We start from the raw sequence: 15,476 nt of genomic DNA on the forward strand, positions 1-15,476 counted from the left end.
CGCATGCAAAGAATGTTATACCGTTGTTATGCACTCGGGTTATGCTATACGTTGAGCGTTCACGGGGTCGCTGCTTGGTGGCGCTCAGTCAGTTAGCAAATAGGGAGTAGTGTATATGTCTCAGGTGAATCTACGTATTGATCAGATCCATAAGGCGATCGAGCAGCAGGATGAGGTGACTCTCAATAATCTGCTTGAAGAAGTGAGTGCCAGTGAAACGGCTCGCTTAATTGAAGCCTCGGCACCTGAAAAGCGTAGTGTGATCTGGGCAGGGTTGGGTGTTCAAAAACGTGCCGGTGTGCTGAAGAGCATTAATGGTGAAGTGCGTCAGTATTTGATTGATAACACCTCCCATGATGAGCTGTTAGAAAGTTTATTTTTACTGCAGCCGGATGAGCTGGCCGATATTGACGAAGATCTACCCGGCACGGTTATCAATGCGATGATTGCTGCCATGGATGAATTGCGCAAGCGACGCTACAACAGCGTGAAGCATTATCCAGATGATACCGCCGGTGGTTTGATGGATACCGATACAACGGCCGTTCGGGCGGATGTCTCAATTTTATCGGTATTGCGTTATTTACGCCTGCTGCGCAACAAAGAAGGCGATATGCCGGAGCAGCTCGATAGTTTAATGGTGGTTGATCGTACTAATAAGTTGTTAGGCGTGTTACCTCTCAGTGATATCGTATCGTTACCAACGGACACCTTAGTGGCGGATATTCTTGAACATTCGTTTCAGGCGATTCCTGTTGATGCTAGTCAAGATAAGGTGGCACGCATATTTCAGGATTGTGATCTGCTATCAGCGCCGGTGGTGGATGGTAATTATCGTTTGCTGGGACGTATCACCATTGATGATGTGGTGGATGTGATTCAAGAGCAAGCCGATGCTAAGGTGCTGCGCTCGGCGGGTCTTACCAGTAATAATGATATGTTTTCGCCGGTCTTAAGTAGCGCGTATAAACGCGGTTATTGGTTAGGGATTAATTTGATTACGGCGTTTGTCGCCGCTTGGGTTATCGGCCTATTTGAAGCGGTTATCGAGCAGTTGATCGCCCTAGCCGTGTTGATGCCGGTGGTGGCCAGTATGGGCGGCGTGGCGGGTTCGCAGACTTTAACGATTGTCACGCGAGGCTTAGCCTTAAATCAGATCGGGCGTACTAATATCGCACAATTAATATTCCATGAAGCCTCGGTGGTGTTTTTGAATGGTCTCGTGTGGGCGCTGACGGTGGCGGCGATTGCATTGTATTGGTTTGGTGATCCTATGCTGGGGGCCGTGTTTGGCATGGCGCTGCTGATCGTCTTAATCACCGGCGTTATTGGCGGCATTTTTATTCCGTTGATCCTGCAGCGGATGTCGATTGATCCGGCGGTGGCAGGAAGTGTTGTGTTGACCACCTTCACCGATGCGATTGGCTTTTTCTCTTTTCTGGGCTTGGCCAAGTTGTTGATTTGATGGCGAGGGCGCGATGTTACTGTGCGATATTCGCCGGTGTCAGCCTGATGGAATGGGGTTGACTACGGTCAATCGTCATGAGCCCTAAGCAGACTCTTTGACATGGCTTTGCAGTAGTGTGATTAAGTTCGCTTCAGACATGGGCTTCGCTAATAGGTAGCCCTGTATCATCGGTGCACCATGCTGACGTAAAATATCCAGTTGTTGCTGTGTTTCTACGCCCTCGACGATGGTTTTTAAAGACAGAGAGTTAGCCAGTGACAGGATGCCTGATACGAGAGCTTGATCATCTTTATCGGTGGTGATGTCATCAATAAATGATTTATCAATTTTTATCCGTTGTACAGGATACTTTTTTAGATAGCTGAGCGAAGAGTAGCCGGTACCAAAATCATCGATAGCGATATCGATGCCTTGAGCGACGATACTATCGAGTTGATTATAGATTCGCTTCTGATCCATCATCAGTGCGCTTTCGGTAATCTCGACGATAATATTGGTACCGTTCAGCTGCTGGGTTGTCAGTTCGTGGCTTAATATATCCGCCACATTGCCTCTCAGAAATTGAGCACTGGAGATATTGATACTGACTTTAGGTATCGGCTTCGGCAGCTTGTCGCACATACTGTGCAGTCGTTTCGCAAACCGGCAGGCTTCACCGATGATCCATTCGCCTAGGCTGTGAATCAGTGCGGACTCTTCCGCCAGAGGAATAAATTCGAGTGGGTAGATAGTGCCTCTTTGCGGATGAGACCAGCGAATCAGTGCCTCAACCGACTCAATAGTGTGTCCATCAGTCGACCAAATAGGTTGATAGAGCAGGTAAAACTCATGCTTTTCTAACGCTTTATAAATATTCTGCTCAAGTAGACTACGCTTGATCGAATCGTCATTCATATCCTGATTAAAGAATTCGCGCGTGTTGCGCCCAGATTCTTTGGCTTTATACATCGCGTTATCGGCATTTATGACTAACTTTTCGCTATGACTGCCATTGTCGGGATAGATCGCGATACCGATACTGGAGGATATATAGGCTTCGTGCTCATCAAGCAGATAGGAACGACTCAGAGTGCTGAGTATTTTGTCGGCGATCATTTCAATGGTGGCGAGCTTGTCTATTTCGGGCACGATAACCGCAAATTCATCGCCACCGAGTCGAGCAACGGTATCGCTCTTGCGCACACAGGCCTGCAAACGTTCGGAGACCTGTTTGAGTAATAAATCACCGGCGTAGTGGCCAAAGGTGTCATTCACATATTTAAATCGATCGAGATCGATATACAGCAGTGCCACCCTTGTCTGACTGCGTTCTGAACAGGCGATGGCTTGCTGCAGACGGTCTTCAAATAGATTTCTGTTAGGCAGTTCTGTGAGAGCATCGTAGTTAGCTTGATGGATGATCACGGCTTCACTGTGTTTACGCTTGGTAATATCGCTAAATAGAGCGACATAGCCCTCAAGCTGTCCTTGTGGGTCAAAGCGAGAGGAAATCACCACCCATTGCGGGTAGAGTTCGCCATTTTTGCGGCGATTCCATATTTCACCTTCCCATGAATGTTTCTCTTCCAGCTCGCTGTAGATGATTTGATAAAAGCTAGCTGAATGTTTGCCTGACTTGAGCAGAGTGGGGGTTTTACCGAGGACTTCAGATTGTTGATAGCCGGTAATTTTTTCAAATGAGGAGTTCACCATCTGAATCCGAGATTGCTGATCGGTTACCATGATCGCTTCAGCGGCGGCACTAAAGACATCGGCGGCTAGTCTTAACTTTTCTTGGGCCAATTTTTCTTCAGTAATCGGCCGTTTGAGGGCTATAAAGTGACTGATTTTGCCATCTTTATTGATCAACGGGCTGATGGAGGCCTGTTCCCAGTAGAGTGTGCCGTCTTTGCGTTTGTTGTGAAACTCGCCCGTCCAGGTTTTTCCATTCGTCAGTTGTTGCCACATGTCGACATATTGCTGCCGACTCATTTCGCCTGATTGGAGCAGGCGAGGGTTTTCGCCAATCGCTTCCTGACGGGTATAGCCGGTATTGATCTCGAAACTCTTATTGACATACTCAATGAGGCCGGCGGGATCGGTTATCGCAATGATGGTCGGGCTATGTTCGACAACTTCTGAGAGTAGATGTACTTCATCTTTCATTTGCAACGCTTTCTTGCTCAGTCGTACCACCAAGAAGGTGCCGAAAACAAGAAAGAGTGTGGCGATTAACAGTACCGCTAATAAGCTACTTTTCTGTTTTAGCCACAGCATAAACGAATACTTGTGATCCGTGACAACCGCGACGGCTAAAGGGTATTTGGTTAATAATTCAACCGTGATCGATGACTGAGGGAGTGGGCCAACATAGCGATGACTCTGCTTTTCATCGATGCCTTCCGTTAAGGCGGACTGCAGCAGCGGTATGATTTTTTCTCGCTGAGGACCGTAGAGGTCGGTCTGCAACAGGATATTGCCCTCGAAGTCGGTTAGATAAACACGGTCACGCTTTTTGAGGTGTAGCTCCTCAATATAGCGGTTGAAATAGTCGGGATTAAACGTGGCAATAATCAATAGTCGTTCGCCGTCGGGGGCGAGGGTTTCATAGCCGATAGGAATAAACTCTTGAATATCGCCCTCGGGAAAGTACCCCTTCTCAGGTAAGAAACGGCCGTTGAGAGGCGTGCCAATCATCAGGCCCAACGAATAGGGGCTACGTTTGGCATGATCAAAGCCAAGGATGTTGAGATTGATGTTATGAGTCAAACCTTCGTGAGTATCGATCAGGGTCTGATCGCCTTTTATCACCGCAATTTGACGTAACTGAGGTGCAAAGCGTAGTGCTTTGAGAGCTCTGTTACGTATTTTACTCACCTGTTCGGGGGTTAACTCGTTATCACGAAATTCATCTGAGAGAGAGGCGAGCGTGATTTCCAGTGCTTCTAAGGTGCGTGTGATGGTGCTTTCGATCATTTGCGCATGAAGTCCCGATCGTTTGTCCATCTCGGTAACACTCTGAGTGAAGCTGAACCAGAGAGTGGTACCAATTAAGCTGATAGCACATAATAAGCCAACATAAAGCCACAATGAAAAAGAGGGGGGCTTTGCTTTGTAGTTTCCATGCATATCATTACAACTTAGATCAAAGAAGTGGCATAAACTGGACTATAGTCCACCGCGTTATTGTACCCTAGAACTTATTTGATATCAGATTGCCTTGTAGGATGTAACACTCATGATGAATAAAACGTGCATTTCTTTGTTTTTAATCAGTTGTTTAATGTTTACCGCTGATAATACACTGGCGAGTGAGCGATCTGAGAAAATTATTTCAGCCGGTGAAATTAAAGTCTGTATCTGGCCGGATTATTTTGCCATCAGCTATCGAAACCCGCGTACCGGTGAGTTGGAGGGGATTGATATTGATATGGCGCATGCGTTGGCGAATAGGTTGGGGGTTAAGCTGACGTTTGTGCCAAGTTCTTTTTCGAAGCTGATCGATAATATGAGTAACAATGCCTGTGATATCGCTATGCATGCCATTGGTGTGCGCCATAATCGCAAGCCTTTTATGGAGTTTTCGCAGCCTTATCTCGCCAGTGGTATCTACGCGGTGGCGACCAAACATAATACCCGTGTGCGCAGCTGGCATGATATCGATCAACCCGGTGTGGTGGTTGTAGTGCAAAAAGGGACTTACATGGAGCCAGTGGTTAAAGCGAAGTTTAAAAATGCTGATATCACCGTTGTCGATAGTTTTAAAGCCCGCGAACAGGAGGTGTTGAGTGGTCGAGCGGATGTCTTTATGGGCGATTATCCTTACGGTAAGCGGATGGTTGAGTTGACCAAGTGGGCCGCACTGTTAGCACCGGATAAGCCTTTTGCTAAAACCGATTATGCTTATGCCGTGCCGAAAGGCGAGGTAGATTGGTTGCACGAGGTCGATGCATTTCTAGAGGAGATGAAAGCCTCTGGGATGCTGCGCAAATATGCACAAAAAAATGGTCTAACTGAGATACTCGTAACCGACTAACGCCCGTCATTGATGCATCGCTAAAGGCGCATCAACGGAGGCTGCGAGCAAACTAAACAGGCGGATACCGAGACTATCCGCCTGTTTATGCTGTAACTAAGAGGCTTATTCTGCCTTCATCCACTGATCAAGACCGATGATATCTTCTGGGCTGAGTGTGCCGATCTGTTGCTTAAAGTTGAACAGGTTTGCGACATAATCAAACCGAGCATCGGCATAATCACGCTGAGCCGAATACAGCTGTTGCTCGGCTTGTAATACATCGACGACATTTCGTGTGCCCACATTAAAGCCTTCCTCTGTGGCTTTCAATGCCGTTTCACTGGACAGAATACTCTGCTTGCGAGCGGCGACACTCAATACATTGGTTTGTAGATTGCGCAGCAGATTGCGCGTTTCGAGGATCACCTCTCGTAGGGCATCATCCTGATTATATTGTGCTTCGGTAAAACCATATTCGGCTTGACGACTCTGAGAACTCGTTGCGCCCCCCGAGAAGATCGGCATTGATAGGGTTAAGCCGATTTGATTGGTTTCCGAATGATCATTAGAGGAGTACGAGCCACTGTCCTTATCATGGCTGGCCGTTAACGACAGTGTCGGAAGGTGTCCGCTGCGGGCTGCTTGAGATTGACGACGCGCGGCTTCAGTATTGGCCTGCGCGATTTGTAACGCGAGATTACCGGCGCGGGCTTTATCGATCCAAGCTTGAGGCTCTATCGGGCTGATATTCTCAACCGGATAGTCCTTCGCTAGAGGATCAATGTTGCCGACAGCTTGCCCAGTGAGTCGGGCCAGTGCTTGGAAGGTGTTATCGAGATCGCCCTCCGCTAAGATTCTGGCTACTTTGGCGTTATCGTATGATGCTTGCGCTTCCTGAACATCGGTAATGGCGATCAGGCCGACCTCAAATTGCGCATTAACCTGATCGAGACGACGTTTAATGGCGCGCTCTTGTGCTTGCGATGTTTGCAATGCGGTCTGCGCGCGTAATACGCTCAGGTAGCTATTAACCACCCGTAGAATTAAGCTCTGTTGTGCTTGCCCAAACTGTAATGCGGCGGCCTCAGATTGAGCGATACCCTGTTGATAGGTAAACCATGCGGCGGCAGAAAACAGCGGCTGACTCAGGCTGACGGTATAGCCGTGATTGTGGTAATTCTCGTTATAGCTCGTCGAGTCATAATCTATCCAGGTGGTGTTACCCGTTAACGAGATAGTGGGTAATAGTCCGGCACGGCCTTGAGGCAAAGCTTCTTGACCTGCTAGGGAGGCCGCTTCGGCTGCTTTTAGCTGTGGGTCTTGAGCCAGTGCCTGCTGATAAATATCCATCAGGGCGCCGGCATTAACGTGCGGCGTGATGAGGGCGCAGCTGATGGCTGTGGCCAAAATAGTACGTTGGATGACTTTCACTGCTGTGATCCTTGTTCCATGAGATTAATATCCGGCTCTACCGCTTGGTACAGACGCCGGCCTAAATAACTGTATACCGTTGGCACAATAAATAAGGTTAGCAGGGTGCCAAAGGTCAAACCTCCGACAATGACCCAGCCAATTTGTTGTCGACTTTCTGCGCCAGCACCGAAGGCGATGGCCAGCGGAATTGTGCCGAGTACCATGGCGCCGGTGGTCATCAGAATAGGGCGTAAGCGCATGGTCGCGGATTCAATAATAGCGGCTTGCAGATCACGGCCTTGATCTTGAAGCTGATTGGCAAACTCGACGATTAGAATACCATGTTTTGTAATCAGACCAATGAGCGTTATTAAGCCGATTTGACTATAAATGTTAAGACTGCCGCCGGTGAAGTAGAGGGCTGAAAGACCACCAAACAGGGCAGGTGGTACGGATAACATTATAATCATCGGATTGCGGAAGCTCTCAAACTGTGCGGCTAGTACTAAAAAGGTGAAAACCAGTGCCAACACGGCCGTGATCATCAGGCCGCTACCCGATTCTTTGAACTCTCGAGATTGGCCGCCGTAGTCATAGAGGGTTTCTGGACTAATATCGGCCATCTGCTGTTCGATAAAGGCGAGCGCTTCGCCGACACTGTAACCCGGCGCTAAAATGGCTTGGAATTTAACCGCTTTCATCTTATCAAAGTGGTTTAATTCTGTCGGTGCTACACTTTCGTTAATATCAACGACAGAGCTGAGTTGCACCATCTGATTGTCATTGGTGCGTAAATAGAGGTTACTCAAATCACTCGGGTTGCGACGTAAAGAGGGCTCTACTTGCAGAATGACATCATATTGCTCACCATCTTTTTTAAAGCGAGTGACGTTACGGCTCGCCATGTAGGTTTCAATACTACGGCCGATCATGTTGATATCTAGCCCCATTTCAGAGGCTTTATCGCGGTTAACTGTCAATGAGAGTTCCGGTTTATTCAGCTTGAGATCAATATCGGGCTGAACAAATCCAGGGTTGTCTAAGATGCGTGCCATTAGTTGATCAGAAATGGTTTTAAGCTCAGCGAAATCGGTATTTGATTTGATGATGAACTCTACTGGCCGAGAGATAAAGCTTTGTCCTAGCGATGGCGGGTTCATGGCAAATGACATGGTGCCGGTGATACCACCGAATAGTTGCGGGGTTAATTCGGCAACGATACTTTGCTGTTTTTGGCTTCGCTCATCCCAAGGCTTGAGGCCTAAGAAAGACATCGAATTGGTATCGGCGGGAAAGCCAACAATAGTGAAGAAGCGATCGGCTGAATCTTGTTTAGCTAAGACCTCCTCGACTTGCTTGGCATAGCGATCAACGTAATCGACGGAGGCTCCATCGGGTGATATGGACATCGCCAGAATGGTACCGCGATCTTCCACCGGCGCCAGTTCTTGAGGCAACTGAGTGAACAGAAAGCCCGCTCCGCCGAGACTGCCCAGCATAATAATCACCGCCAATAGACGCGACCTGAGGACCTTTTTCAAGAGTGCCTGATAGCCATTGGTTAAGCTGAGTATCCAACCTTCAATTAAGTTAAAGATATAGCTGTGACGCTTCTCATGATGGAGTAAGCGAGAGCACATCATAGGTGAGAGTGATAGTGCCACAAAGCCAGAAACCAGTACGCCGCCTGCCAGTGTTAATGCAAACTCGGTAAATAGTTTGCCGGTTCGGCCGGGGGTAAAGGCAACTGGGGCAAACACGGCCACCAAAGTGAGTGTGGTCGCAATAACCGCAAAGCCGATCTCTTTACTCCCTTTAAACGCGGCCTGAATCGGCGATAAGCCTTCCTCAACGTGGCGATAGATATTCTCGAGCATCACGATCGCATCATCGACAACCAAGCCGATGGCTAATACCATCGCCAGCAGGGTCAGGGTGTTGATACTGAAACCCATCATCAGCATCAGCGCGAAGCCACCGATCAGCGATAACGGAATGGTGATGACCGGAATCAGTGTTGCTCGAAGGTTGCGCAGGAAGAAAAAGATGACCGCGATAACCAGTATGCTGGCTTCAAAGATCGTTTGAAATACCGACTTGATTGACTCGGATATAAAGATTGAAGAATCATAGGCAATTTCAATATTAACGCCCTCAGGCAGGGCTGCTTTGATTTGTGGTAGGCGTTCTTGAATACCACTAGAGACATCAAGAGGGTTAGACGTCGATTGTTTTACCACCCCTAGTGCCACCGCTGATTTGCCTTTAAAACGCGATTTTTTACGCTCATCTGCCGGTGCAATTTCTACGCGTGCGACATCTTTAATACGGACTGGGTAGCCATTTTCGTTACGGATAATAATGTCTTCGAATTGCTCAATGCTATTCAAATCCGTTTGTGACAATACACTGAATTCGCGCTGATTGCTTTCGATACGGCCCGCTGGAATTTCGACGTTTTGATTGCTCAGAGCCGCTTCGATATCTTGGGGAATAATTTGATAAGCCGCCATTCGGGCCGGATCAAGCCAGATACGCATGGCAAAACGACGATCACCAAACAGCATGACGTTGGCCACCCCGTTGACCGTTTGTAGCGGGTCTTTAACCATGCGATCGGCAATCTCTGAAATCTCCATCATCGAGTGATTATCAGAAGAAAGTGCCAGCCAAAACACCGGTTGAGCATCGGCTTCGGTTTTGGCGGTGATCGGCTCATCAACATCATCCGGTAGATTACCGCGCACGCGGCCAACTCGGTCGCGAACATCACTGGCCGCATTATCGGGGTCTCGACTGAGTTTAAATGTAACGGTGATCTGGCTCTTTTCCGAACGGCTAACCGAGCTAATATAATCGATGCCCTCGATACCGGAGAGAGAGTCCTCGATAATTTGAGTCACTTGTGTCTCGATAATGGAGGCGCTGGCACCGGGATAGCTGGTTTCAACCGTGACCACGGGAACATCTATTTTAGGGTATTCTCGTACCGTCAGGCGTTCATATGAGACTGCGCCGATGAGCAAAATTAGCAAGCTCATGACGGTCGCCAATACGGGCCGTTTGATACTTATATCAGACAGTATCATGTTTAGGCTCCCGGCTGTGCAGTGGTGGGTTGAGCGTCTTTTGGTTCGCTGCCATCAACGAAAATAGGTGTCACCGGTGAGCCTGGGAATAACTTGAGTTGGCCTGCAGTGACAATGACTTGATCGACATTTAAGCCTGAAGTGATGTTGACGGCGCCGTGACGACGGATACCTAACTCTACTTGCACCATATTGATTTTGTCATCTTCAACGGTCATGACAAAAAAGTCGTTGTTTTTGGGAATGATGGCTTCTTCAGGCACCATGATAGCGTTGGGATTGGTATGAGTCATAATCTGTATTCGAGCAAACAGTCCGGGCCGCAGGAGGTTATCACGGTTTTCAATCTTCGCTCGAATGGCAATATTGTGACTACGATCATTGATGCTCGGGGAGATCGCATAGATCGAGCCACTGAAGCTTTCGCCGGGCAGCGCATCGATTAATACCTTGATCGTTTGTCCCGTTTTTATGTTAGACAGTTGGTTTTCAGGCACATTGAAATCAACTTTCATGATATGCATATCGGTGAGTTCAACCAGATCCTGACCGATATTGACGTAATCACCGGGGCTAAATTGACGTAATCCAAGCACACCATCAAAGGGAGCAGTGAGGGTCATCTTGTTTAAGCGGGTCTGAGCCACCGCCTGTTGCGCCTGATTCACTTGTAACTGCGCCAGCGAGGCGTCTTTATCTTGCTGTGAGCCGACACGTTTTTTGACCAGGCTATCTGCGCGTTGATAATCAATGCGGCTGAGATTGACCTTGGCTTTACTCTCTTGCAATTGAGCTTGGTAAAGTGAGGATTCAAGGACAATCAATTTAGCGCCGGCTTTAACCGATGTGCCTTCGGTAAACAGCACTTTTTCTATGGCACCGCTTTGTTCGGGGCGTAGAATAATGGATTCATTGGCCTTGAGTGAACCAACTGCTTCGATCATATGCACCAAGGGTTCGGTTTTGACACGCACGACTTCAGCGGGCAAACCGGCTGCGTGAGCGATGGATGTCAGCGTTAGCGTCACCCCCATGAGGAGGGGAAATATGTGATTAAGCTTCATGATTAGATCTATCCTTGATTGTCGGAGTGATGGGTGGTGCAAAGAGTGAACAAAGCATATCGGCAACATCCACTAAAGGCTGAGTGGATGCCTCTACTTTAGTGCGTAGTAATGCTCCTTGCCAGCTATCCCAAAAAAGTTGTGCGAGGGCGCGGGCGGAAAAGTCTTGACGAAAACTGCCTTCGAGCTGTGCATCATAAAAGTGTTTTTCAATGTGATCGATAACACGATTACAAGACGAATCGATAATTTGTCGGAATGAATCACTGGCATTGCCGATTTCGCCCATCAGGTTAGTGAGTAAGCAGCCGCTGGTATTGGGGTCTTGTTCATAGTCTTCGATAAAGAGCTGCAGGGATGCACGAAAGCGCGTCAGGCTATCGCCGGAGGTCATAGCATCCCAGCGTTCCCATTTTTTATCATCTTGCTGATACTGATATTCCAACACATCGATAGCAAACTGCTCTTTACTGTCGAAGTAATTATAGAAAGATCCCTTGGGGACTTGGCAGGCGTTTAAAACTTCTTTAAGGCCGGTACCGTGATAGCCCTTGCGAGCGAACAGCTGCATACCGGTTTGCAGGATCTTATCTCGGTTGTGCTCGTTTCTTTTTGGTTGATCCATGTTGATTAGACCGGTCGTCTCAAAGATAAAAAAACAATTATAAATAGCACTTAGATAAAAGCAATTGAAGGATTAATGCAACGCTATTTTATGAGATGAAGGATGAGGTGGGGTAATGCGTCAGGAGCTGAGATCGATGGTAAGAGATTGGGCGAAAAAAAGCCGGGACAGGCCCGGCTTATAGTGATGCGTGAGATTACTTTTCCAGCGCGTTTTTGATACGCGTGAGAGCGTCTTCGAGAATATCCAGCGATGTAGCAAAGGATAAGCGCATATTGCCAGGCGCACCGAAGGCTGAGCCGGGTACTAATGCGACACCCGCTTCCTGAAGTAGGTATTCCGCGAGATCAATATCGTTTTCAAATTGATCATTGTTATCGATCACTTGTTGAAAGCTAGGGAACGCATAGAAGGTTCCATCCGCGGGGATGCAGTCTACACCATCGATTTCATTGAGCTTTTTGACGACGAAATCGTGACGCTGTTTAAAGGCCTTAACCATCTCTTTAACGCAGTCTTGATCACCCTCGAGAGCGGCTTGAGCGGCTACTTGCGATATTGATGCTGGGTTAGAAGTACTTTGCGATTGAATTTTCTTCATCGCAGCGATCAGTTTTGCCGGCCCTGCGGCATAACCGATACGCCAGCCAGTCATCGAGTAGGCTTTAGAAACACCGTTGAGCACAATAGTACGTTCATACAGTTCTGGGCAAGCGTTAAGGATGTTGATGAAAGGGGTGTCAGTGTAAAGGATATGTTCATACATATCGTCAGTGGCGATCAGTACATTGGGGTATTTTGCCAATACTTTACCCAGCGCTTTCAGTTCGGCCTCGGTATAGGCCACGCCTGTTGGGTTGGAAGGGCTGTTGAGCACCAATAAGCGAGTTTTGTCGGTGATCGAGGCTTCTAGCTGATCCGCTGTAATTTTGAAGCGCGCTTCCTGAGTGGTAGTAACAATCACTGGTACGCCTTCACCCATCAGCACCATATCGGGATATGATACCCAGTAAGGCCCCGGGATAATGACTTCATCACCGGGATTTAACAGTGCCAGCGATAAGTTAAAAAAGCTTTGTTTCCCACCGCAAGATACCAGAATTTGATTGGCTTCATAATCAAAGCCATTATCCCGTTTGAATTTGGCAATAATCGCTTTTTTCAGACCTGGCGTACCATCAACTGCAGTGTATTTAGTGAAGCCATTGTTGAGGGCTTCAATCGCAGCGTTTTTGATATGATCTGGGGTGTCGAAATCGGGTTCGCCTGCACCCAGACCAATAATGTTGTTACCCGCTGCGCGTAATTCTGCAGCACGGTTAGTGACTGCGAGTGTCGGAGAAGGTTTGATGCTGTTAACGCGATCTGAAAGTTGCATTGTCCTAGCCATATCCTCTGAAAAATGTGGTCGTGTGCCACGGTGTTGTCAACCGATAAATAATACCGGAATACAGCGAGCTGACAAATCCTTTTCGTGGATGAACGTCACTAAAAACAAACTTTCTGTTAAAAAAGTGTGACAGTCGCGGCCTTAATCGCTGTTTTTCTTTCATGTCACGATCAGGGAGCAGAAAGTTTTCGATAAGCGTATAATGTGCCGCTAAGTTTTTTTCTGCTATTTATGAAGACATCTGATATGAAACAGCGCTTTCAGTTACAGTCCAAGTTTCAGCCTGCGGGTGATCAACCGAGTGCCATTAAGGGGTTGGTTGATGGGATTCATGCCGGGCTTGCCGCGCAGACGTTACTGGGGGTTACCGGCTCGGGTAAAACCTTTACGATTGCGAATGTGATTGCTGAACTGCAACGGCCGACCATTATTATGGCGCACAATAAGACCTTGGCAGCGCAGCTCTATGGTGAATTTCGTGAGTTCTTTCCCAATAATGCCGTCGAATACTTTGTGTCGTATTACGATTACTATCAGCCCGAAGCTTATGTGCCTTCCTCCGATACCTTTATTGAGAAAGATGCATCGATCAATGAGCATATCGAGCAGATGCGACTCTCGGCCACTAAGGCGTTGCTAGAGCGAGATGATGCCATTATTGTCGCCACCGTCTCGGCTATTTATGGTCTGGGTGATCCGAAATCTTATCTCGGCATGATGTTGCATTTAGATCGCGGTGATCATGCCGATCAGCGTACGATTCTGCGGCGACTGGCTGAACTCCAATATACACGCAACGATATCGAGTTACACCGAGGCACCTATCGTGTGCGTGGCGATGTGATTGATGTTTTCCCTGCGGAATCTGAAAAAGAGGCGGTGCGCATCGAGCTGTTCGATGATGAGGTTGAAAACCTAAGCTACTTTGATCCGCTCACGGGGGAAGTGCTGCGCCGGGTTCCTCGTGCCACGATCTATCCGAAGTCTCACTATGTTACCCCTCGAGAAACATTATTGGCGGCGGTCGATAACATTCTCGAAGAGCTTCATCCTCGTTTAGAACAATTACGTAGTAACGATAAATTGGTCGAACTACAGCGGCTTGAACAGCGAGTGATGTATGACGTTGAGATGATAAAGGAACTCGGTTATTGCTCGGGCATTGAAAACTACTCCCGTTATCTGTCTGGGCGGGAGCCGGGTGATGCGCCGCCGACCCTGTTTGATTATCTACCCGATGATGCCTTGCTGGTGATGGATGAATCCCATGTCACGATTCCACAACTGGGTGCGATGTATAAGGGCGACCGTTCGCGTAAAGAAACCTTGGTGGAATATGGTTTTCGCTTGCCCTCTGCGCTGGATAATCGGCCGATGAAGTTTGACGAATGGGAGAGTCAGGCACCACAGATGATCATGGTGTCAGCGACGCCAAGCAAATATGAAGCGGCCAACGCGGGCCAAGTCGTGGAACAGGTCGTGCGTCCCACCGGCTTGCTCGATCCTATCGTTGAGATTCGTCCGGCACTCACGCAAGTGGATGATCTGTTGGGTGAGATTAATCGAGTTGCAGCACAGGGCGAGCGGGTGGTTGTGACGGTGCTCACCAAGCGTATGGCCGAAGATCTCACCGAATATCTAGACGAGCACGGTGTGCGAGTGCGTTATCTGCATTCGGATATCGATACGGTAGAACGGGTTGAAATTATTCGCGATCTGCGTATCGGTGAGTTTGATGTGTTGGTGGGGATCAACCTGCTACGGGAAGGTATTGATATGCCGGAAGTGTCGCTGGTGGCGATTCTCGATGCCGATAAAGAGGGCTTTTTACGCTCTGAAACTTCGATGATTCAGACCATTGGGCGAGCGGCCCGTAATGTGAATGGGCGCGCTATTCTTTATGCCGACCGCGTGACCGGCTCCATGCAGCGGGCGATGGATGAAACCGAACGGCGGCGTAATAAGCAGATGGCTTATAATACCGAGAAGGGTATTACCCCAGTGGGGATTCAAAAGTCGGTGGCCGATATCATGGAAGGCGCGTCGGCGATTCCTGGCCGGAAGACGCAAATGGGCCGTAAAGCGGCCGAGCCGGTAGCGGAATATCAGATCGATCCTAAAAAACTGAGTACCGCTGAATTGGCCAAGGCGATGAGTCGACTGGAAGATCAGATGTATGAGGCGGCTAAAAATCTGGAATTCGAAAAAGCGGCACAATATCGTGATCAGTTGGAGAAGCTTAAGCACAGCGGTCTGTGAGATGCTCGTGCTTTAACTCCTTAAAGATAGCCGTGCCGATATGCCTTCATCGTAGCGGCATCTAACCGGCAGCGAGGCACGTCTCGTGCCGATATGCCTTCATCGTAGCGGCATCTAACCGGTAGCGAGGCACGCCTCGTGCCGATTTTCTTGATTCTAGGGTGTCGCTAT

9 protein-coding genes are annotated in these 15,476 nt (G+C 48.4%); 3 read left to right on the plus strand and 6 right to left on the minus strand.

Annotated features, from left to right (window positions below; translation table 11 throughout):
• Positions 1 to 115: 115 nt before the first annotated feature.
• Complete coding sequence (gene mgtE / locus Q4488_RS09305; protein WP_303580203.1) at positions 116 to 1,465, plus strand: magnesium transporter; 1,350 nt, start codon at positions 116 to 118, stop codon at positions 1,463 to 1,465.
• 84 nt (positions 1,466 to 1,549) lie between these two features.
• Here the strand turns inward: mgtE and Q4488_RS09310 are convergent, their stop codons facing one another.
• Positions 1,550 to 4,453: an EAL domain-containing protein gene (locus tag Q4488_RS09310; protein ID WP_303580204.1), complete on the minus strand. Its 2,904-nt coding sequence runs from the start codon at positions 4,451 to 4,453 to the stop codon at positions 1,550 to 1,552.
• 232 nt (positions 4,454 to 4,685) lie between these two features.
• On the opposite strand from Q4488_RS09310, the gene Q4488_RS09315 reads away from it, so the two are divergent.
• Complete coding sequence (locus Q4488_RS09315) at positions 4,686 to 5,483, plus strand: ABC transporter substrate-binding protein (RefSeq protein ID WP_303580205.1); 798 nt, start codon at positions 4,686 to 4,688, stop codon at positions 5,481 to 5,483.
• Between the two features lie 105 nt (positions 5,484 to 5,588).
• Here Q4488_RS09315 and Q4488_RS09320 read toward each other — a convergent pair whose 3' ends face one another.
• From Q4488_RS09320 to Q4488_RS09340, 5 genes are all read right to left on the minus strand, one after another.
• Positions 5,589 to 6,896 (minus strand): TolC family outer membrane protein, encoded by a 1,308-nt coding sequence (locus Q4488_RS09320; protein ID WP_303580206.1) that lies wholly within the window; start codon positions 6,894 to 6,896, stop codon positions 5,589 to 5,591.
• Entirely contained in the window at positions 6,893 to 9,967 is a 3,075-nt protein-coding gene (locus Q4488_RS09325; protein WP_303580207.1) for an efflux RND transporter permease subunit, read from the minus strand. The genes Q4488_RS09320 and Q4488_RS09325 overlap by 4 nt, the downstream gene beginning before the upstream one ends.
• A gap of 2 nt (positions 9,968 to 9,969) precedes the next feature.
• Positions 9,970 to 11,031 carry an efflux RND transporter periplasmic adaptor subunit gene (locus tag Q4488_RS09330; protein ID WP_303580208.1) on the minus strand — a complete coding sequence of 354 codons (1,062 nt, stop codon included), beginning with the start codon at positions 11,029 to 11,031 and terminating at the stop codon, positions 9,970 to 9,972.
• Entirely contained in the window at positions 11,021 to 11,656 is a 636-nt protein-coding gene (locus Q4488_RS09335; protein ID WP_303580209.1) for a TetR/AcrR family transcriptional regulator, read from the minus strand. Before Q4488_RS09335 ends, Q4488_RS09330 begins: the two co-directional genes overlap by 11 nt.
• A 196-nt stretch (positions 11,657 to 11,852) precedes the next feature.
• Positions 11,853 to 13,034, minus strand: a complete 1,182-nt coding sequence (locus Q4488_RS09340; protein ID WP_303580210.1) for a pyridoxal phosphate-dependent aminotransferase — start codon at positions 13,032 to 13,034, stop codon at positions 11,853 to 11,855.
• 258 nt (positions 13,035 to 13,292) lie between these two features.
• Between Q4488_RS09340 and uvrB the strand changes: the two genes are divergently transcribed.
• Positions 13,293 to 15,305 (plus strand): excinuclease ABC subunit UvrB, encoded by a 2,013-nt coding sequence (gene uvrB / locus Q4488_RS09345; RefSeq protein WP_303580211.1) that lies wholly within the window; start codon positions 13,293 to 13,295, stop codon positions 15,303 to 15,305.
• The last annotated feature ends 171 nt before the right edge of the window (positions 15,306 to 15,476 follow it).

It is taken from the genome of Amphritea sp. 1_MG-2023, assembly GCF_030547545.1.
GTDB lineage: Bacteria > Pseudomonadota > Gammaproteobacteria > Pseudomonadales > Balneatricaceae > Amphritea.

Excerpts from the sequence above, each read along its gene's own strand:
- mgtE (WP_303580203.1), top strand. The coding sequence starts at position 116 with ATGTCTCAGGTGAATCTACGTATTGATCAGATCCATAAGGCGATCGAG.
- Q4488_RS09310 (WP_303580204.1), bottom strand. The coding sequence starts at position 4,453 with ATGGACAAACGATCGGGACTTCATGCGCAAATGATCGAAAGCACCATC.
- Q4488_RS09315 (WP_303580205.1), top strand. The coding sequence starts at position 4,686 with ATGATGAATAAAACGTGCATTTCTTTGTTTTTAATCAGTTGTTTAATG.
- Q4488_RS09325 (WP_303580207.1), bottom strand. The coding sequence starts at position 9,967 with ATGATACTGTCTGATATAAGTATCAAACGGCCCGTATTGGCGACCGTC.
- Q4488_RS09330 (WP_303580208.1), bottom strand. The coding sequence starts at position 11,031 with ATGAAGCTTAATCACATATTTCCCCTCCTCATGGGGGTGACGCTAACG.
- Q4488_RS09335 (WP_303580209.1), bottom strand. The coding sequence starts at position 11,656 with ATGGATCAACCAAAAAGAAACGAGCACAACCGAGATAAGATCCTGCAA.
- Q4488_RS09340 (WP_303580210.1), bottom strand. The coding sequence starts at position 13,034 with ATGCAACTTTCAGATCGCGTTAACAGCATCAAACCTTCTCCGACACTC.
- uvrB (WP_303580211.1), top strand. The coding sequence starts at position 13,293 with ATGAAACAGCGCTTTCAGTTACAGTCCAAGTTTCAGCCTGCGGGTGAT.